Origin of the sequence: Neorhizobium petrolearium (assembly GCF_017873175.1) — a bacterium.
GTDB classification, from domain to species: domain Bacteria; phylum Pseudomonadota; class Alphaproteobacteria; order Rhizobiales; family Rhizobiaceae; genus Neorhizobium; species Neorhizobium petrolearium.
In genome coordinates, this window is sequence record NZ_JAGGJW010000004.1 from 153,242 (window position 1) to 171,830 (window position 18,589).

Sequence of the window (18,589 nt, forward strand, 5' to 3'; positions counted from 1 at the left end):
GGCTGATGCATTCAATCAATTGACCGGTATGTCGATCGCATAGCGGTCGACCAGTTTCAGGCTCCGGTCCGGCTGGATGATGTAGGTCTCGTAATACCGGCGACCGTCCTGGCCGTAGAACTGATGGGTGACGGGACTGCCGACCGGCGACTTCGTTAGCTTGCTGCGCGGCTGTCCGCCATAGGTGATGCTGCCCGGAATGGGTTCCAATGCAACAGCGGTGCAGCCTGCAAGGGCCGCCGTCAGCAGGGCAACTGCAACTATCTTCTTCATCACTCGTCTCCCCTGTCCCGCAATTTCCTACACGCCGGACAGCCAAAATGGTCTGCCTTATGGTGGATGTCGGGATTGTCGACGTGATTTGCAATCGGGCAGCGATAAAGTTTCCCGAAATCTATTCGAACCGGAACGCCAGCCGCTTGCCGGTCAGCTTCGCCAGTTGCTGCAGGCGACCATCCAGCCTTTCACCGGCAAAATTGCGGTAGGCCGGCGGCACGATGAATTCCAGATCGAGATCGGGGTCGGATGATGGGCGGAACGTCAGGTTGTGGACGATGCCCGGCATCGCGGCCGAGAAGAGATAGACAACACGCAGCAGGCCACCGAGCAGTTTGGCAAGATCGAGCATGCGCGGTGTGGCAATCGTCGCCAAGGGGCCTGTCGCGCCGTCGTCGTTCAGTCCCTCGAAGCGGTAGTAGTTGGCGAGCGCCAGATAGGCGCGGCCGGCATGGGTGATGCCGACGAAAGAGGAATGAGCGATGATATTGAGCGCCTGCAGACCGCGATAATCCGGATGGGCGCGCCAGCTTATGTCGGCGAGCAGGCAGGCGGCCTGACGATAGCGGCTTTCTTCCTCCGTCTCGGTAATGCCAAAAGCAGGCACCATGCGGCCCGTCCATTCCGCCAGCTCACGGGCATGCTCCGGCGAGCGGGCGCGCAGGATCGCCAGTTCATCGGCCGCAGCCAGCAACGGGTCACTTGCCTTCTCTCCGTCGGAAAGCCGCGAATAGAGATAGCCTTCGCGCACACCCTGCGCGGAGAAGCTCACTCTGGCGGGTTTCATCGCATTCAGCACTTCCTGCATGGCGATGGCGCCGTAGGGCAGCAGCGAGCGGCGGCTTTTGGAAACCGCCTGCCAGGCAGGGTCCTTGGAGTCCTTGGCGGCGATCACCTCTTCGAGGAATTTCTGGATATCCGCGAGCGGCAGTTCGTAACCCTGCATCATGTGCAGGGGATATTTCGTCATCTCCATGTGCAGCTTGGCGATATTTCGCCAGGTGCCGCCGACCGCATAGAAGGTGCGGCCCGCGCCCTGCTCAAGGAACCGCGCGGTGTTCACCTGCTTGCGGGCGAAGGTGCGCGCCTTGGAAAGCGAATTGCCGGAAAATTCCGACAGCCTCAAGCCTCCGAGCGGCAACGTGATGCCGCGACCGAACTCATTGCCCTTGATATCGATGAGTTCCAGCGAACCGCCGCCAAGATCGCCGGCGATCCCGTCGGGGTCATGGAACCCGCTGATGACGCCAAACGCCGAATAGCGCGCCTCTTCCTCCCCGGAGAGAAGCTGGATCTCCTGGCCAAGGATCTCTTCCGCCTCGCGGATGAAATCCGGTCCGTTCGACGCCTCACGGGCAGCCGCCGTCGCCAGCACATAGATCTCGTTGGCGCGCGCCTGCGTCGACAACGCCTTGAAGCGTCTCAGCGCCGAAAGCGCGCGCTGGACGGCCTCCTCGTCCATCCGACCGCTGGATCCGAGCCCCTTGCCGAGCCCGCAAAGAACCTTCTCGTTGAAGAGAATCGTCGGCGCGCGGGAAAGGCCTTCATAAATGACGACACGAACGGAGTTCGAGCCAATGTCGATGACGGAAACAGGGGCAATCCCCGGAAGGCGCCCCTGGGCTTCGGATCGTACCATATTGCCTATTTCTTGCGTCCGGACATCAGGCCGGCGATCAGTTTGGGAGCACTCGACTTCAGAGCCTCCCCGCGCCCCGAGAGGCTTGGATTGGTCATGAAATAGTGCTGCGCGTTAAAAGGTTCCTCGCCTTTGCGCACTTCCATGCGCCGCGACGTGCCGTCGGGCAATATCTCGTAGCTCTGCTGGTTGTCAATCAAGTTGCCCAGCATGATCTGTGAAAGAACCTGCTCATGCACGGTCGGATTGAGGAGCGGCACGAGCGTCTCGACGCGGCGGTCGAGGTTGCGCGGCATCATGTCGGCCGAGCCGATATAGACCAGCGCCTTGTCGGACGGCAGGCCGTAACCGTTGCCGAAGCAGAAGATGCGGCTATGCTCCAGGAAGCGGCCGACGATCGACTTCACCCGGATATTGTCGGAAAGCCCCGGCACCTGCGGGCGCAGGCAGCAGATGCCGCGCACCACGAGGTCGATCTCGACGCCCGCGCGGCTTGCCCGGTAAAGCGCGTCGATGATGTCCGGATCGACGAGCGAGTTCATCTTCATCCAGATCGCTCCGGGCTTGCCGCTCTGCGCGTGGACGATTTCCTCCTCGATATGCCTGAGGATGCGCGACCTGAGCGTATAGGGCGAGACCGCCAGCTTCATGCTTTCTTCCGGCTCCCCATAGCCGGTGATGAAGTTGAAGACGTTCGCCATGTCGTGGGCGATCTTCGGATTGCAGGTGAAGAAGGACAGGTCCGTGTAGATCTTGGCAGTGACGGGATGATAGTTGCCCGTGCCGATATGGCAGTAGGTACGGAGCTTGCCCTCTTCGCGGCGCACCACCATGGACATCTTGGCATGTGTCTTCAGTTCGATGAAGCCGAAGACCACCTGCACCCCGGCACGTTCGAGATCGCGGGCCCAGCGGATGTTCGCCTCCTCGTCGAAACGGGCCTTCAACTCGACCAGCGCCGTCACGGACTTGCCCATCTCGGCCGCATCGATCAGGGCCCGGACGATCGGGCTGTCATTGGAGGTTCGGTAGAGCGTCTGCTTGATGGCGAGCACGTCCGGGTCGCGCGCCGCCTGCAGAAGAAATTGCACAACCACGTCAAAGGATTCATAAGGGTGGTGAACCACCATGTCCTTTTCGCGGATGGCCGCAAGGCAGTCGCCAGCATGTTCGCGAACCCGCTCGGGAAATCGGGCGTTATAGGGCTCGAACCTCAAGTCGTCGCGCGGCGCCCTGGTGATTTCCGAAAGGGTGTTGAGCGCCAGAAGGCCGGGCAGAACCGCAACGCGATTATCCGGCACGCCGAGTTCCTGCACCACGAACTGACGCAATGACGCCGGCATTTCCGAATCGGTCTCGATGCGGATGACCTTGCCGCGGCGGCGGCGCTTCAGCGCCGTCTCGAAGAAGCGCACCAGGTCCTCGGCCTCTTCCTCCACCTCGATATCGCTGTCGCGGATGATGCGGAAGGTGCCGGCGCCCTTCACCTCATAACCGGGGAAGAGCCTGTCGGTGAACATGCCGACGACGTCCTCCAGCGTGATGTAGCGGATCGCCGCGCCTTCGTCCGGCAGGCGGATGAAGCGATCGAGCGTGGTCGGCAGGCGCAGGAGCCCCGTCATCGGCTCCTTGCCGTGCTTGCTGTGAAGCTGCAGGCCCATGGAGAAGCCAAGGTTCGGGATGAACGGAAACGGATGGGCCGGGTCGATCGAGAGCGGCGTCAGGACGGGGAAGAGTTCGTCGTCGAAGGACGTGGCCAGCCAAGCGCGATCTTCCGCCGAAAGCGCCGCCGGACGGACGATCAGAATGTCCTCCTTGGCAAGATATTGCTGCAGCACGGCGAGCGAGGCCTGCTGTTCCATCTGCAGATTGTCGATTTCCCGCAGGATGGCGTCGAGCTGTTCGGCGGGCGTCTTGCCGTCCGGGCTGCGCACGATGATGCCCTGGCGCACCTGGCCTTCCAGACCGGCGACGCGGACCATGAAGAATTCATCGAGGTTGGCCGCGGAAATCGACAGGAAGCGCACTCGTTCCAGAAGCGGATGGGCCGTGTTCAGCGTTTCTTCCAGAACGCGGCGGTTGAATTGCAGCCAGGAGAATTCGCGGTTGATGAACCGGTCCGGGCTCGTCAACAGTTCAGCGGCGGAATCGACCGCTGCGATTTCGGCCTGCTGCGTTTCCGTCGTCATCGAATCCATTTCGCATCCTCCGCTAACCCTTTGGGTTCGAACGCCAAGTTCGGCGAGGAAAGTGTCACAGTCAATCACCGTCCCTGGCGCCGGCGCCAGAATTTCCGACATCGTTCAGCACTTCGGCCGCCAGCGGACGGGTGATCCTGGTGCCGCGGGCGAGCGCCAGCCGGTCCAGCCGGTCGACGATCGTCTGGGCCGCACCAAGGGAACGCTCCATCCTGTTGACGATATAGCCGACAAGTTTGTCATCGATATAAAGCTGCCGATCCGCGAAAAGTTTCACGATCACCTGGGCGAGCAGCTCCTCGTCCGGCTCACCGATCTCGACTGTGGTCGCCGCCTTGAGCCGCGACTTGAGGTCCGGCAGCGTCACGCCCCACGATATCGGCCATAAGCGCGAGGTCATCAGGAGGCTATGGCCATTCTCGCGCACGCTGTTGATGACGTGGAAGAGCTCCGCATCGTCGAAACCGCGTCTATCGGCATCCTCGAACAGGACCGGGCCGGCGGCTGCAAGGGCCGCGGCATTCGAACCGGCCACCGGATGAATGTCCGTCGCGCCGGTCTTCTCCCGCCAGATATGCGCGAGATGCGATTTGCCCGAGCCGATCGGCCCCGCCAGCACGACGACCGGCGACGGCCAGGCCGGCCATTCGTCGACGATCGCGACGGCCGCAGCCAGGCGTTCGGAGACCAGGAGGTCATCCCGGCTCTTCGCCGCATCATGAATGAATTGGAGCGGCAATTGCTCGCTTCTCCGCCGCTCGCGCTCAGTGGTCTCGTTCATTGGTCTTTCGAACTGCTCTCTTGAGCATCATTTGCTGCGCTGGTTCCGCTGCCATCCTGACGGTGTTCCAGCACTCGGGGCGGAGGCGCCCCTTCCCAGGGAAGCGTGGCCGTTCGTCCGTAATAGATATCGCTGTCAAGATACCGCGCCAGCGCGAAGCGGACAAGGACGCCAACCACGGCTGCGGCCGGCACGGCAATCAGCAGCCCGACGAAACCGAATATCGCACCGAACGCAAAGAGCGCGAACATCAGCCAGACCGGATGAAGTCCGACGCTTTTGCCGACCAGCTTGGGCTGCAGGATGTTGCCCTCGAGGAACTGGCCTATGAAGAAGACGCCGGCGACCGCAACAATCCACGCGTAATCCGGCCAGAATTGCACGAATGCAACGCCGACCGAAAGCACCAGGCCGACCAGCGAGCCGATATAGGGGATGAAGCTGATCATGCCGGCGATGAAGCCGATGAGCAGGCCGAAATTCAGACCGACAAGCGAGAGGCCTACCGCATAGAAGATGCCGAGGATGAGGCAGAGCGAGCCCTGGCCGCGGATAAAACCGGCGACCGACTGATCCATCTCGCGGGCGATCTGCCTGACGGTGTCGACCTGATCGCGCGGAACCCAGCTATCCACCCTGGCGACCATGCGGTCCCAGTCGAGCAAGATGTAGAAAGCGACCACCGGCGTCACGATCAGCAGCGATACGACGTCGACGATCGCCTTGCCGGAATTCCAGATCTGCGCGAGCAGCGAGCCGAGAAAGCCGGCGCCCTGGCTCAGCACCTCGGAAAAGTTCTGCTTAACCGTCTCGATCTGCGCGCCGACCCAGCTCGGCAGGAAGGAAGTCTCAGGGCTGGCGATGATCTGCTGCAATTGCGAGATATAGCCCGGAAGTGCCGCCGCAAGCCCGGTGAACTGGCTGATGATGATCGGAATCACCAGCATCAGAGACAGCGCGAAGACCAGCACGAAGCAGACAAGGATGACAACCGTCGCCATCAGCCGGCTGAGACCCCACCGTTCCAGCCAGTCTGCGACCGGATCGAGGAAATAGGCAAGCGCCATGCCCGCCACAAAGGGCAGGAGAATCGTGCGGAAGAACCACAGAAACAGGATAAGGACGACCAGCACGCCGATCCAGAACAGGATGTGGCGTTTCAGGCTCGCGCCGCTGATATGGTATGGCATCTCTGCTTCCCCTGGTATTGGCCGGGCCGATCAAGGCATATGGAAGCGGGCGTATCAGGTCAAGAGTCCGGTCGTTGGGCTGTGAAAAGCCTTCAAAAGCAGCCTGAACGCTTGCATATCGGGGCGTGGCGTGCAATGGCGGCCAGATATGTTGCACATGCCTCCGAAAGTGCTTCACACTTTTCGGGGGACATGCGACGGTCCTCATTGGAGATGGAAGATGAGCGAGGCGGGCAAGAACGGTCTCACCTATAGCGATGCCGGTGTCGATATCGATGCAGGCAATCTCATGGTCGAGAAGATCAAGCCGGCCGTGCGCTCCACCCGCCGGCCCGGCGCCGACGGAGAGATCGGCGGTTTCGGCGGGCTCTTCGATCTCAAGGCTGCCGGCTTCAGTGATCCGGTTCTGGTTGCGGCGAATGACGGCGTCGGCACCAAGCTCAAGATCGCCATCGATGCCAACTTCCACGACACTGTCGGCATCGACCTCGTCGCCATGTGCGTCAACGATCTCGTCGTGCAGGGCGCCGAACCGCTATTCTTCCTCGACTATTTCGCGACCGGCAGGCTCGATCCCGACCAGGGTGCCGCGATCGTCGGTGGGATTGCCGCCGGCTGCCGCGAGGCGGGCTGTGCGCTGATCGGCGGAGAAACGGCCGAAATGCCGGGCATGTATTCCGACGGCGACTACGACCTCGCGGGCTTCGCGGTCGGGGCCGCCGAACGTGGCCAGTTGCTGCCGGTCGGCGACATCGCTTCGGGCGACGTCATCCTCGGTCTCACCTCCTCCGGCGTCCATTCCAACGGCTATTCGCTGGTCCGCAAGATCGTCGAGGTCTCCGGCCTTGCCTGGGATGCGCCCGCCCCTTTCCGCGACGGCATGACTCTCGGTGAGGCGCTGCTCGTGCCCACCCGCATCTACGTGAAGCCGCTCTTGAAGGCGATCCGCGAAACCGGTGCGCTGAAGGCTCTCGCCCACATTACCGGCGGCGGCTTTCCGGAGAATATCCCGCGCGTACTACCGAAGAACCTTTCCGCCGAAATCGATCTCGATTCCATTCCGGTTCCGCCCGTCTTCTCCTGGCTCGCCAAGACCGGCGGTGTCGAGGCGAAGGAAATGCTCAGGACCTTCAACTGCGGCATCGGCATGATCGTCGTCACCGCCGCCGAGAACGCCCAGAGGGTCAGCGACATCCTCACCGGCGAAGGCGAGATCGTCGTGCCGCTCGGCCGCATGGTCGAGCGCCCCGAAGGCGGCGCCGGCGTCATCTACAAGGGCACGCTCAGCCTATGACGGCAACCTCCGCACCGCCGGCGCGCAAACGTGTCGTCGTCTTCGTTTCAGGCGGCGGCTCCAACATGCTGGCTCTCGCGAACGCCTGTGCGGCGCCGGATTTTCCGGCCGAGATCGTCGCGGTCATCTCCGACAAGCCTTCGGCCGGCGGCATCGCCAAGGCTGAAGCACGCGGCATCAGGACCTTCGTCTTCGAGCGCAAGCAGTTCGCAGGCAAGGCCGAGCACGAGGCAGCGATCCTTGTCGCGCTCGACGAGATAAAGCCCGACATCCTCTGCCTGGCAGGCTATATGCGGCTCTTTTCCGGCGACTTCATCAGCCGCTACGAAGGCCGCATCCTCAACATCCACCCTGCCCTTTTGCCGCTCTTTCCAGGCCTTCATACGCATCAGCGCGCCCTTGATGCCGGCGTCAAGATTGCCGGCTGCACAGTGCATTTCGTGACCGAAGGCATGGATGAAGGACCAATCGTTGCGCAAGCGGCCGTTCCGGTGCTCGCCGATGATACGGCGGAAACGCTCGCCGCCCGGGTGCTGACCGTCGAGCACAAGCTCTATCCGCTGGCTTTGAGGCTGCTGGCGGAAGGCAGGGTGCGGATGGAGGGGGACAAGGCAGTTTTCAGCGACCTGCCCACGAAGGACGAGGCCAAACTCATTTCGCCGGCAGTCTAAAGCCGCTCGATCTGATCCGGCGGATCACCCCTCCAGTTCATCTCCTTTCACCGGCGGGTTGCCTTTGCCCGAACGGACGAGGATATCGACCTCGTCAGCTCCGCAAAAACGTCATCAGGTCTTTCGCCAGTTGATCCTTGTTCGAAGCGAAGAGGCCATGCGGTGCGCCATCATATTCGATCAGTTTCGAGCCGGGGATCATCGCAGCAGCGGCACGGGCGGACGTATCGATCGGCACGGTCTGGTCGCTCGTCCCGTGAATGATCAGCGTCGGCACCCTGAAACTCGTCAGGTCGGGCCGGAAATCGGTCGTCGCGAAGGCCTTGGCGCAGGCAAGCGTGGGTTTGAGCCCCGCCATCATCGTCTGGTTGAAGGACCAGTCGAGCACTTCGTCGCTCACCGAACCGGTGAAGACCCCTACGCCGAAGAAGCTCTTGAAGAAGTCCGCGAAGAAATGCGCCCGGTCCTCCCTGATACCCTTGGTCATCTCATCGAAAACCGATTGCGGCACGCCGTTCGGATTGTCGGAAGTCTGCAGCATATAGGGCACGACGGAAGCGATCAGCGCCGCCTTGGAAATACTCTTGCCGCCGTGGCGCGACATATAGCGGGCGACCTCGCCGCCGCCCATGGAAAAGCCGAAGAGCGCCGCATCTTCCACTTCGGTCGCGGCGATCACGTCCGCAAGGTCATCGGAGAGCGTATCGTAGTCATAGCCCTGCCAGGGCTGGTCAGATCGGCCAAAGCCGCGGCGATCGTAGGAGATCGCGCGGAAACCCGCCTCGGCCGCAACCATGGCGAAATCATCCCATGTGTCGCAGGTCAGCGGCCAACCGTGCAGCAGGATGACCGGACGGCCCCTGCCCCAGTCCTTGACGTAGAGTTCGGTGTCGTCGCGCGTCTTGATCATCGTCATCGGAAAATCCTCGCTGGATGGGATTTTCCGTAAACGGTCCGGCAATGCGGTTGTTCCTGGGATTCAGCCCGAAATCGCCGTCCGGTTGATCACCGCCCATTGCAGCAGCATGATCGTCTTGGCGTCGCAGATCTCGCCGCTTTCGATCATCGCCACGGCTTCATCAAGCGGCAGTTCCACCACCTCGATGTCCTCGTGTTCCTCCGCCAGCCCGCCGCCGCCGTTGATGCGGTCGGCAAGATCGATCGGTGCATAGAAGAAGTGCACGAGTTCCGTCACCGATCCGGGTGAGGTCAAAGCCTTGAACAGGTGGCGCACGTCGCGCAAACGGTAGCCTGTCTCCTCCATCGCCTCGCGGCGGATCGCATCCTCTGGATGATCCTCGTCGAGAAGGCCGGCCGGCACCTCGATCATCCAGCCTGGTTCGCCGGAGAGATAGGCCGGCAGGCGGAACTGCTTCACCAACACCACCATGCCTCGCTTCGGATCATGGAGCAGAATGCAGGCCGCCGGGGTGCGGTGGTAAATTTCCCGGTGCAGGCGATGGGTCTCGCCGTTGCGGTCCATATAGTCGAGTTCGTAGTTCGACAGCCGTGTCCAGCCATCCGACAGCGTCTTTTCGCTGACGATCTTCACTCGCGCATCATTATCCGTCATGCGGCATCCTTGCGAAGCCAGACCTTGTTGTCGTGGAAGGCCGCGCCACCATAGGGCGCCACCGCATCAGCGCCGGTCAACACGTTGATGCCCTCGCCGTCGAGATGCTTCGCGTTCGGCCAAAGCCCTTCGGCGATCAGCACACCCGGCCGCGCGCCTGGTACGATCCTGGCATGCAGACGGATTTCGCCGCGCTGGTTGCCGAGCCGGACGATATCGCCGTCCGCAATGCCGAGCCGGGCCGCATCGGACGGTTCGATCATCACTTCCGGCCGCCCTTCCCGCTCGTAGGAACTCTTCGTCTCGGTGAAGGAAGAGTTCAGGAAGCTACGCGCCGGCGATGTCGCAAGCCTGAAGGGATGTGCCTCGTCCGCTACCTCGATGACGTCGACCTGATCGGGAAAGACCGGCAGTTCGGAGAGCGGCCCCATCGGCCCGACATTCTTTGGCGGTTTGTCCGGCGACGGGCCGTTCGCCCAGTCCGGACTGAAACGAAACTTGCCATCCGAATAGCCGAAGCCCCTGATATAATGGGCCGTTTCAAAATCCGGCTGCGCGTCGATCCATTTTTCCCGTTCCAGCACGTCGACGCCCGGCCAATGGCTCGCCTTCAAAATGTGATCGATATGTTCTCGCTCGTTGAGACCGAAACCCGGATAATGATCGACGCCGAGACGCTTTGCCAGTTCCTCGATGACGAAGAGGTTGGTGCGCACGGTCGGCGGTGGTTCCGTGATCTTCGGTCCGAGCAGGATGTGCTGCTGTCCACCGGCGCGGTAGATGTCATCATGTTCGAGGAACATAGTGGCCGGCAACACGATATCGGCGACCTCCGCCGTATCGGTCATGAACTGCTCGTGGACGGCGACGAACAGGTCGTCGCGCATGAAGCCCCGGCGCACGAGGCGCTGTTCCGGCGCGACGTTCATCGGGTTGGTGTTCTGGATCAGCATGGCCGTCACCGGCCCGCCATAGCGCAAGGCCTCGGCATCACCCGTCAGCACGCGGCCGATCTGCGACTGGTCGAGCTGGCGGATGTCCGGGTCGGCATAGGTCGTCCCCATCAACTCCGACTTGTTGAGCCTAAAGATCTCGCCGTTATTGTGGAAGGCGCCACCGCCCTCGTATTGCCAGGAACCAAGCACGGTTGCGATCGAAAGAGCAGCATGCATAGCGACCGCGCCGTTGCGCTGGCGGGCAAAACCGTAACCCAATCGGAAGAAGGTCTTTCTGGTCGTCCCGACGAGCTTGGCGAAATTCTCGATCTCATCGACGGACAGGCCCGTAATCGCGGATGCCCATTCCGGCGTCTTTGTCCTCAGATGCGCCTCAAGCCCCGCCGGATCGTCGGCGTATTTTTCCATATAGGCGCGGTCGGCATAACCGTCGCGGAAGGCGACATGCATGACGGCACAGGCGAGCGCGGCATCTGTCCCCGGCCTGACTGTCAGCGCGATATCCGCCTGCTTCATGGTCGGATTGTCGTAGATATCGATGACGACGATCTTGGCGCCGCGTTCCTTGCGGGCCTTCACCGCATGGGTCATGACGTTGACCTGGGTCGAGACGGCGTTCGTCCCCCAGATCACCACGCAATCGGATTTCGTCATCTCGCGCGGATCGGGGCCGCGAAGTGCGCCGGTCCCCGTCACATAACCCGTCCAGGCCATGTTGGTGCAGATCGTGCCAAAAAAGCCGGAATATTTCTTGGCGTGACGCAGCCGCTCGATCGAATCTCGCTGCACCTGGCCCATCGTGCCGGCATAGAAATACGGCCAGACCGCTTCCGAGCCGTGCTTCGCCTCGGCCTTCAAAAAGGCATCCGCGATCTCGTCGAGCGCCGCCTCCCAGGAAAGTTCCTGCCAATCGCCGCCGCCCTTGGCACCCCTGCGGCGCTTCGGCACCATCAGCCGGCCGGGATGGTAGATGCGCTCGGAATAACGCGCCACCTTGGCGCAGATGACGCCGGCAGTATAGGTGTTGTCGGCCGAGCCGCGCACGCGGCCGATACGGCCGTCGGCGGTCAGGTCGACATCCAATGCGCAGGCGGACGGACAGTCGTGCGGACAGACGGTGTGGCCGACAGTCGTGTGACTGACAGCGGTTTTGGCGGAGATCGGGGTCGCAACGTTCATGGCTTTTCTATATTGCAAGCAGAGGGCCACAAAAAGTGCGATTTACGGCGCATCAATTTTATTCACGCGAGACTCCAGTCACGATGAACTACCGGCACATCTATCACGCGGGCAATTTCGCCGACGTCCTGAAACACGCGGTGCTGGCGCGGCTGATCCGTTATGCCCAGAAGAAGGACAAGGCATTCCGCGTGCTCGATACGCATGCCGGGATCGGTCTTTATGATCTTTCGTCCGAAGAGGCGCAGAAGACCGGCGAATGGCGCGACGGCATCGGGCGGCTGATGGAAGCTGAGCTCCCGCCAAATGTAACCGAGCTTCTGGAACCGTATCTCACGGCAGTGAAGGAGTTGAATCCCAGCGGTTCCATGAAACTCTATCCCGGCTCGCCAAAACTCGCCCGCATTCTATTTCGCCCACAGGACCGTCTGTCGGCCATGGAACTACACCCGGAAGACTTCAACCGCCTGCATAACCTGTTCGAGGGCGACTTCCAGGTGCGCGTCACCGAACTCGACGGCTGGCTTGCACTCGGCGCGCATCTGCCCCCGAAGGAGAAACGGGGAATCATCCTGGTCGACCCGCCCTACGAGGAAGAGGGCGAATACCAACGGCTGGTGAAGGGTCTTGCCAATGCCTACAAGCGTTTCCCCGGCGGCACCTACTGCCTTTGGTATCCGATCAAGAAGGGCGCGCCGATCAAGGTCTTCCACGAGGAGCTCCAGGCGCTCGATATCCCGAAAATGCTCTGTACGGAACTTACCGTCCGCAGTGACCGCGAGACCACCGGCCTCACCGGCTCCGGTCTCGTCATTGTCAATCCGCCCTTCACCTTGAAGGATGAGTTGCACGTGCTGTTGCCGGTCCTGAAGACAATCCTCGCCCAGGATCGTTTCGCCTCGCAGCGCACCTTCTGGCTTCGCGGCGAATAATCCGATTCACGAGGTCTCCCGTTTGCCTCTCTCCACATCCGACGGATGCTCGGCGCGGAACCGCGACCGCTCGAAGACCAGGATCACCACCAGCGCCATGGCGAAGGGGATGAGCAGGTAGAACAGCCGGAAGACCAGCAGGGCGGCGATGACATCCGCCGGATCCATGTCCGGCAATCCCATGACAAAGACGAGTTCGAGGACGCCGAGCCCGCCCGGCGCATGGGAGATGAGTGCCGCCGAGAAGGAAATCAGAAAGATGCCCAGCACGACGAGGAAGCCCGGATTGCCCGTCTCGGGCAGCGCGAAATAGATGATGCCTGCGGCACCGATCAGCTCCACCGGCGCGATGATGAGCTGCGGCAGCACGACCCGCGGTGCCGGATAGAAGATGCTGATCGAGCCGATCTTGAGCGGCCTGAGCTTCAGGAAGCTCGCGGCGACATAGAGCGCGATGAGGAGAAGGATGACCAGTCCGGTTCCCGTCGAGGCTTCGACCGGCACGACATCGCCGAAACGTTCGGTAAGGTCCGGTTCGATGACGAGCACCAGACCTGCGAGCAGGAGAGTTCCGAGGACGAATGTGAAGGAGCATATGGCGATCAGCACGCCGATTTCGGCCGGTGTCAGGCCCTTGGAAGAATAGGCACGATAGCGGACCACCGCTCCCGAAAAGACGGACGCGCCGACATTGTGCGACAGCGCATAGGTGGTGAACGAGCAGATCGTGATGAACCACCAGTCGACCTTGCGCCCGAGATGCATCAGGGCGATACGGTCGTATCCGGCCAGTGCCGCATAGGCAAGCAGGGTCGAGAGACCGGCCAGCATCCAATGGGTCGGCGAGATCGCTTCCAGACTGTGCCACAGATCGTCCAGAGACAGCCCGCGCAATTCCTTGTAGAGAAGCCATGCCGAAAGCGCTATCGTCAGTCCGCCTATCGTCGGCCACAGGTATTTCTTGAATGTCATCCAGTCACGTCGCTCTTTACTCCCTGCCTCTATCCGGGCTTTCCGCCTTCCGCGAAAGGTTACTCTATTCGCCGAAACTCTGATTGTTCAACCGTTCAGACCGATGCCTGTTCCGAAGATCGAGATTTCCGACAATGACGCTGATCTTTAAAGCGACAGCCAAGAGCATCATCGCCGCAGCGCTTTTTTTTATGCCGGTGACGGCCACCATCGCGCAGGCCCAGCAACGCCACGACGATCGCGCCGGGCAGTTCGATTTCTACGTCCTTTCGCTCTCGTGGTCGCCAACCTTCTGCGCCTCGCAACGCGGCAACGGAAGCGATCAGCAATGCGGCGAGACCAGGGATTTCCGCTTCATCGTCCATGGGCTCTGGCCCCAATACGAGAAAGGCTATCCGGATTTCTGCGAGACCCGCGAGCCGGGCCGTGTGCCGCGCTCGGTCGGCGAACCGCTCTTCGACATCATGCCGTCCATGGGACTCATCGGCCATCAGTGGCGCAAGCATGGAAGCTGCACAGGCCTCAGCCAGCGGGAATATTTCAACGAGACCCGCCGGGCTTTCGAGCGTATCCGCCTGCCCTCCGATCTCTCTCGCGGCGACAGCGCCGTGACGCTTTCCGTCGATCAAATCGAAGAGAAGTTCGTCTTGGCCAACCCCGGCATGAGCCGCCGCGGCATTTCCGCAAGCTGCGAAGGTCGGCGGCTGGAAGAGGTGCGTATCTGCCTCACGAAGGACCTGCAATTCCGCGATTGCGCCGAGGTGGATGGTGACGGCTGCCGCACGGGCAGCATCACGCTGCCGCCGGTGCGCTGAATTTCATAAAGAGGAAAGACCATGAAGCTGCTTTATTCGCCGGCATCGCCCTATTCCGCCAAAGTGCGCATGGCGGCACGTCATCTCGGCATCGGGATCGCCGAGGTGAAGACCGATACCAACTCCAATCCGGCGGAACTCATCGACAGCAATCCGCTCGGCAAGATCCCGGTGCTGATCCGCGACGGCGAGCCGCCGATCTATGACAGCGTCGCCATCATGCACTATCTCGACCGGCTATCCGGCGGAAAGCTCTATCCGAAGAAGGATGGAAAACGCACGGAGGCAGAAGTGCTGGAAGCCTTGTGCGACGGCATCATGGATTGCCTTCTCGCGATCGTCTACGAGCGTCGCTTCCGCCCGGAGGAAAAGATCCACCAGGGCTGGATCGACAAGCAATGGGAAAAGGTCATGCGCGGCCTGGATTATCTCGAAAACAACCTGCCGAAGACCGGCAAGAAGCTCAATGGCGGCCATTTCGCGCTCGCAGCCCTGATCGGCTATCTCGACCTGCGCTTCAATGGGCAATGGGCGGAAGGCCGTCCGGAACTCGCCTCATGGCCCGATACCTTCGCCAAGCGGTTTACCGATTACGGCGCGATGAAATCGTCCGGATAAACAAGGAAAAAGCCCGGAGCGGCGCTCCGGGCTTCCCCAGCCTGTGAAGGCTTTCGAACTTAGAACTTGACGCCGATACCGACCTTGACGCTGTGGTCGTCGAAGCCCTTGGAGACCGAGCCCGTGGCAAGGTCGTAATCCTCGGCGGCGAAGTCGGTGTAGCGATATTCGATACGAGCGGTGATGTTGTTGGTGACGAACGCTTCCGCACCTGCACCGACCGTATAACCGACCGAAGTCTTGTCGTCGGAAGAGATGCCGTCGCTCAGTTCGTTGTTCTGGAAGGCGACACCCGCCGTACCATAGATCAGGAACGGATTGAGGTCATAACCGACGCGGCCGCGGACCGAACCCTTCCAACCACCTTCGCCGGTGTAGCCATTGGGGCTCGGACCGTCGAGGCCGTTGTAGCCGACATCAGCTTCGATACCGTAGACGACCGGACCGGTCTGGAAGTTGTAACCGGCAAAGGCTCCGCCGCCGAGACCATCGGCGTCATAGTCGCCACCACCGAAGCGGCCCCAGTCATATTCACCGTAAGCACCGAGATAGAACCCCTGCCAGGTGGCGGCCGGTGCCGGCTCTTCGACCGCGACCGGAGCCTGCGGAATCTGCTCTACGGCATCAGCGGCATTGGCCGCGGAGATTGCGATGAAGCTGGCTGCCGAGGCCATCAGAGTTGCGATAAGAGTACGCATACATTTTCTCCTTTTGCTGCTGTGCCGGGAATTTCGTCGCGACAACACGATAGCCGACGCATTTGTTCCCTGCCCGCTGGAGGCGAATGTGGATGCCAAATGAGGAATTGAAAGAGCCGAAATGTGAATTGATTGCGGCAGACAGAAGGCGAAAATTTGATGTTGCTGTAGCGCAACATGTAATTCATTAACCTTAACTGTTCCTTACTTTAAATATAAATTTCTTCACCTTCGTAAAATACTTCTAAAATACAAGAACAACTTCGTCAATATATCTTGACAGGCAGCCACCGTGGCTGGCTTGGTGCGGATTCGACTTTCATATTCAGAAAAATCTGCGCCCGCCGCGAGCAGAAGGAGATTTTAGACATAGAAAATAAAGAGCTTCAGGCGCCATCCGGGACAAGGACGCGATCGATGAAACGCTCTGCCGGATTTCTGCCTCAAATCATCCGGCAAAAGCGGCGTTTCCGTCCTCGAAGCCCGAAAGCAAGGCATTCGCCTGCCACGCTTTCAAAATCATGCCTGAGTCACTATGTCTGTCGCAACGGCCGATCGGGAGCCCGGCCGGCTATCCCGCAATCTTTTGACAAGCCGCCGATGACGAGCCCATGGTTCGAATCGGCAATGGTCAGGCATCGATCGCGAACGGAAAGCCGAGTTCGCAGGTCGCATCTGGCGGAGACTTTGGAAATGAACGGAACGAAGCTGCCCGACGGCGGCGTTCTCTACGACGAAACGGAAGACGATGACGACGACGCCCTGGTGAGCGAGCCGAGCGCAGGCCTTGCTGTGCCGATCGACTGGAACGAAGCTCTCAAGAACGAGAGCGGGTTGAAAGGCGCCGAGCTTATCGGCGAATTCGTCAAGCACCTGCCGAACCAGCCTGGCGTCTACCGCATGTTCAACGAGGCGGGCGACGTGCTCTATGTCGGCAAGGCGCGCAGCCTCAAGAAGCGGGTCGGCAACTATGCGCAGGGCCGTGTCCATTCGAACCGCATCGCCCGCATGGTGCGCGAAACCACGCATATGGAATTCGTCACGACGCGGACGGAGACCGAAGCGCTGCTGCTCGAGGCCAATCTCATCAAGCGCCTGCGCCCGCGTTTCAATGTGCTTCTGCGCGACGATAAGTCCTTCCCCTATATCCTGATCACCGGCGACCATCGGGCGCCTGCCATCTTCAAGCATCGCGGCGCCCGCGCCCGCAAGGGCGATTATTTCGGCCCCTTCGCATCCGCCGCCGCCGTCGGTCGCACGATCAATTCGCTGCAGCGGGCGTTCCTGCTGCGCACTTGCACCGACAGCGTCTTCGAGACGCGCACCCGCCCCTGCCTGCTCTTCCAGATCAAACGCTGTTCCGGCCCGTGCACCCACGAGATCAGCGACGAGGATTATGCCGGCCTTGTGCGCGAGGCGAAGGATTTCCTCTCCGGAAAGAGCCAGAACGTGAAATCCGCGATCGCCGCCCAGATGACGGAAGCCTCGGAAGACCTCGATTTCGAGCGCGCAGCGGTCTATCGCGATCGTCTTGCCGCGCTCTCCCATGTTCAGAGCCACCAGGGCATCAATCCGGCGGGCGTCGAGGAGGCGGATGTCTTCGCCATCCATCACGAGGGCGGGCTCTCCTGCATCCAGGTCTTCTTCTTCAGGACCGGCCAGAACTGGGGCAACCGGGCCTATTTCCCGAAAGCCGATCCGCAGATGCCCGGCACAGAGGTTTTGAACGCCTTCCTGGCGCAGTTCTACGACGACAAACCGGTGCCGAAGCAGATCCTGCTTTCCGAACCCGTCGAGGAACAGGACCTGCTGGCGCAAGCGCTTTCCGAAAAGGCCGGCCACAGGGTGACGATCTCGGTGCCACAGCGCGGCGAGAAGAAGGACCTTGTCGATCATGTGCTGGCAAATGCCCGCGAGGCCCACGGTCGCAAGCTCGCCGAGACCTCATCGCAGGCGCGGCTGCTGCAGGGCTTCGCCGAGACTTTCGGCCTGGCACAGGTCCCGCGCCGCATCGAGATCTACGACAACTCGCACATCATGGGCACCAATGCCGTCGGGGGCATGGTCGTGGCGGGGCCGGAAGGCTTCGTGAAGAACCAGTACCGCAAGTTCAACATCAAATCGACGGACATCACCCCCGGCGACGACTTCGGCATGATGCGCGAGGTGATGACCCGCCGTTTCAGCCGCCTCATCAAGGAGGAAGGCATTCCCGACCGCAACGCCACGGAGGCAGCCGCCGGCGAAGACGCAGCCGACGCCGTCTTCCCCGCCTGGCCGGACGTGATCCTGATCGATGGCGGCCAGGGCCAGATGACCGCCGTGCGTGCCATCCTCGACGAACTCGGCATCCGCGATGTCGTCACCGCGATCGGAGTCGCCAAGGGCGTCGACCGCGAGGCCGGCCGCGAGCGCTTCTTCGCGGACGGGAAAAGCGACTTTTCACTGCCGCCGCGCGATCCCGTTCTCTATTTCATTCAGCGCATGCGCGACGAGGCGCATCGTTTCGCGATCGGCTCGCACCGGGCTCGGCGCAAGAAGGAGATGGTCAAGAATCCTCTCGACGAGATTTCCGGCATCGGACCTGGCCGCAAGCGCAAGCTCCTGCAGCATTTCGGCACGGCGAAAGCGGTCTCCCGCGCAGGCCTCACCGATCTGATGGCGGTAGAAGGCATTTCCGAGGCTGTCGCGAAGCAGATCTACAATCACTTTCACGAGAGCCGGGCATCTTAAATTTGTCTGCTGCATTCGGCTGCAAAAAAGCCGCGAGCACATGTTGACGCTTGAGCCGCAAAGC

16 protein-coding genes are annotated in these 18,589 nt (G+C 61.3%); 6 read left to right on the forward strand and 10 right to left on the reverse strand.

What is annotated here, in order from left to right; all coding sequences use genetic code 11:
• Positions 1-15: 15 nt before the first annotated feature.
• The 5 genes from J2046_RS09105 to J2046_RS09125 all read right to left on the reverse strand — a co-directional run bounded on the left by J2046_RS09105 (position 16) and on the right by J2046_RS09125 (position 6,084).
• Positions 16-273, reverse strand: coding sequence for a lipoprotein (locus J2046_RS09105; RefSeq protein ID WP_210051043.1), 258 nt, complete (start codon positions 271-273; stop codon positions 16-18).
• A gap of 121 nt (positions 274-394) precedes the next feature.
• Positions 395-1,915 (reverse strand): exopolyphosphatase, encoded by a 1,521-nt coding sequence (gene ppx / locus J2046_RS09110; protein WP_210051044.1) that lies wholly within the window; start codon positions 1,913-1,915, stop codon positions 395-397.
• A 5-nt stretch (positions 1,916-1,920) separates the two neighbouring features.
• Positions 1,921-4,113, reverse strand: a complete 2,193-nt coding sequence (locus tag J2046_RS09115) for an RNA degradosome polyphosphate kinase (RefSeq protein WP_210051045.1) — start codon at positions 4,111-4,113, stop codon at positions 1,921-1,923.
• A 61-nt stretch (positions 4,114-4,174) separates the two neighbouring features.
• Complete coding sequence (hdaA, locus tag J2046_RS09120; protein WP_210051046.1) at positions 4,175-4,894, reverse strand: DnaA regulatory inactivator HdaA; 720 nt, start codon at positions 4,892-4,894, stop codon at positions 4,175-4,177.
• Positions 4,891-6,084: an AI-2E family transporter gene (locus J2046_RS09125; RefSeq protein WP_210051047.1), complete on the reverse strand. Its 1,194-nt coding sequence runs from the start codon at positions 6,082-6,084 to the stop codon at positions 4,891-4,893. Before J2046_RS09125 ends, hdaA begins: the two co-directional genes overlap by 4 nt.
• Positions 6,085-6,304: 220 nt before the next feature.
• Here J2046_RS09125 and purM point away from each other — a divergent pair, with 220 nt between their 5' ends.
• Together purM and purN are read left to right on the forward strand one after the other, a co-directional pair.
• Positions 6,305-7,378, forward strand: a complete 1,074-nt coding sequence (gene purM / locus J2046_RS09130; RefSeq protein WP_210051048.1) for a phosphoribosylformylglycinamidine cyclo-ligase — start codon at positions 6,305-6,307, stop codon at positions 7,376-7,378.
• The gene (gene purN, locus J2046_RS09135; protein WP_210051049.1) at positions 7,375-8,049 is read left to right on the forward strand and encodes a phosphoribosylglycinamide formyltransferase; all 675 of its coding nucleotides are present in this window, start codon (positions 7,375-7,377) and stop codon (positions 8,047-8,049) included. Before purM ends, purN begins: the two co-directional genes overlap by 4 nt.
• A gap of 94 nt (positions 8,050-8,143) precedes the next feature.
• Here purN and J2046_RS09140 read toward each other — a convergent pair whose 3' ends face one another.
• The 3 genes from J2046_RS09140 to J2046_RS09150 all read right to left on the reverse strand — a co-directional run bounded on the left by J2046_RS09140 (position 8,144) and on the right by J2046_RS09150 (position 11,757).
• Positions 8,144-8,965: an alpha/beta fold hydrolase gene (locus J2046_RS09140; RefSeq protein WP_210051050.1), complete on the reverse strand. Its 822-nt coding sequence runs from the start codon at positions 8,963-8,965 to the stop codon at positions 8,144-8,146.
• Between the two features lie 63 nt (positions 8,966-9,028).
• Positions 9,029-9,622 (reverse strand): NUDIX domain-containing protein, encoded by a 594-nt coding sequence (locus tag J2046_RS09145; RefSeq protein WP_037150599.1) that lies wholly within the window; start codon positions 9,620-9,622, stop codon positions 9,029-9,031.
• Complete coding sequence (locus J2046_RS09150) at positions 9,619-11,757, reverse strand: molybdopterin-containing oxidoreductase family protein (protein WP_233469646.1); 2,139 nt, start codon at positions 11,755-11,757, stop codon at positions 9,619-9,621. The genes J2046_RS09145 and J2046_RS09150 overlap by 4 nt, the downstream gene beginning before the upstream one ends.
• Positions 11,758-11,840: 83 nt before the next feature.
• On the opposite strand from J2046_RS09150, the gene J2046_RS09155 reads away from it, so the two are divergent.
• Positions 11,841-12,689, forward strand: coding sequence for a 23S rRNA (adenine(2030)-N(6))-methyltransferase RlmJ (locus tag J2046_RS09155; protein WP_210051051.1), 849 nt, complete (start codon positions 11,841-11,843; stop codon positions 12,687-12,689).
• 6 nt (positions 12,690-12,695) lie between these two features.
• On the opposite strand, the gene J2046_RS09160 is transcribed toward J2046_RS09155, so the two are convergent.
• On the reverse strand, positions 12,696-13,661 hold the full coding sequence (locus J2046_RS09160) for a lysylphosphatidylglycerol synthase domain-containing protein (RefSeq protein WP_210051053.1): 966 nt from the start codon (positions 13,659-13,661) through the stop codon (positions 12,696-12,698).
• 191 nt (positions 13,662-13,852) lie between these two features.
• Between J2046_RS09160 and J2046_RS09165 the strand changes: the two genes are divergently transcribed.
• Together J2046_RS09165 and J2046_RS09170 are read left to right on the forward strand one after the other, a co-directional pair.
• Complete coding sequence (locus J2046_RS09165; RefSeq protein WP_233469667.1) at positions 13,853-14,476, forward strand: ribonuclease T2 family protein; 624 nt, start codon at positions 13,853-13,855, stop codon at positions 14,474-14,476.
• A 21-nt stretch (positions 14,477-14,497) separates the two neighbouring features.
• Positions 14,498-15,094 carry a glutathione S-transferase gene (locus tag J2046_RS09170; protein WP_210051055.1) on the forward strand — a complete coding sequence of 199 codons (597 nt, stop codon included), beginning with the start codon at positions 14,498-14,500 and terminating at the stop codon, positions 15,092-15,094.
• 59 nt (positions 15,095-15,153) lie between these two features.
• On the opposite strand, the gene J2046_RS09175 is transcribed toward J2046_RS09170, so the two are convergent.
• On the reverse strand, positions 15,154-15,792 hold the full coding sequence (locus tag J2046_RS09175) for an outer membrane protein (protein WP_037150588.1): 639 nt from the start codon (positions 15,790-15,792) through the stop codon (positions 15,154-15,156).
• A 693-nt stretch (positions 15,793-16,485) separates the two neighbouring features.
• On the opposite strand from J2046_RS09175, the gene uvrC reads away from it, so the two are divergent.
• The gene (gene uvrC, locus J2046_RS09180) at positions 16,486-18,525 is read left to right on the forward strand and encodes an excinuclease ABC subunit UvrC (protein WP_210051056.1); all 2,040 of its coding nucleotides are present in this window, start codon (positions 16,486-16,488) and stop codon (positions 18,523-18,525) included.
• Positions 18,526-18,589 lie beyond the last annotated feature (64 nt).

Excerpts from the sequence above, each read along its gene's own strand:
- J2046_RS09105 (WP_210051043.1), bottom strand. The coding sequence starts at position 273 with ATGAAGAAGATAGTTGCAGTTGCCCTGCTGACGGCGGCCCTTGCAGGC.
- ppx (WP_210051044.1), bottom strand. The coding sequence starts at position 1,915 with ATGGTACGATCCGAAGCCCAGGGGCGCCTTCCGGGGATTGCCCCTGTT.
- J2046_RS09115 (WP_210051045.1), bottom strand. The coding sequence starts at position 4,113 with ATGGATTCGATGACGACGGAAACGCAGCAGGCCGAAATCGCAGCGGTC.
- hdaA (WP_210051046.1), bottom strand. The coding sequence starts at position 4,894 with ATGAACGAGACCACTGAGCGCGAGCGGCGGAGAAGCGAGCAATTGCCG.
- J2046_RS09125 (WP_210051047.1), bottom strand. The coding sequence starts at position 6,084 with ATGCCATACCATATCAGCGGCGCGAGCCTGAAACGCCACATCCTGTTC.
- purM (WP_210051048.1), top strand. The coding sequence starts at position 6,305 with ATGAGCGAGGCGGGCAAGAACGGTCTCACCTATAGCGATGCCGGTGTC.
- purN (WP_210051049.1), top strand. The coding sequence starts at position 7,375 with ATGACGGCAACCTCCGCACCGCCGGCGCGCAAACGTGTCGTCGTCTTC.
- J2046_RS09140 (WP_210051050.1), bottom strand. The coding sequence starts at position 8,965 with ATGACGATGATCAAGACGCGCGACGACACCGAACTCTACGTCAAGGAC.
- J2046_RS09145 (WP_037150599.1), bottom strand. The coding sequence starts at position 9,622 with ATGACGGATAATGATGCGCGAGTGAAGATCGTCAGCGAAAAGACGCTG.
- J2046_RS09150 (WP_233469646.1), bottom strand. The coding sequence starts at position 11,757 with ATGAACGTTGCGACCCCGATCTCCGCCAAAACCGCTGTCAGTCACACG.
- J2046_RS09155 (WP_210051051.1), top strand. The coding sequence starts at position 11,841 with ATGAACTACCGGCACATCTATCACGCGGGCAATTTCGCCGACGTCCTG.
- J2046_RS09160 (WP_210051053.1), bottom strand. The coding sequence starts at position 13,661 with ATGACATTCAAGAAATACCTGTGGCCGACGATAGGCGGACTGACGATA.
- J2046_RS09165 (WP_233469667.1), top strand. The coding sequence starts at position 13,853 with ATGCCGGTGACGGCCACCATCGCGCAGGCCCAGCAACGCCACGACGAT.
- J2046_RS09170 (WP_210051055.1), top strand. The coding sequence starts at position 14,498 with ATGAAGCTGCTTTATTCGCCGGCATCGCCCTATTCCGCCAAAGTGCGC.
- J2046_RS09175 (WP_037150588.1), bottom strand. The coding sequence starts at position 15,792 with ATGCGTACTCTTATCGCAACTCTGATGGCCTCGGCAGCCAGCTTCATC.
- uvrC (WP_210051056.1), top strand. The coding sequence starts at position 16,486 with ATGAACGGAACGAAGCTGCCCGACGGCGGCGTTCTCTACGACGAAACG.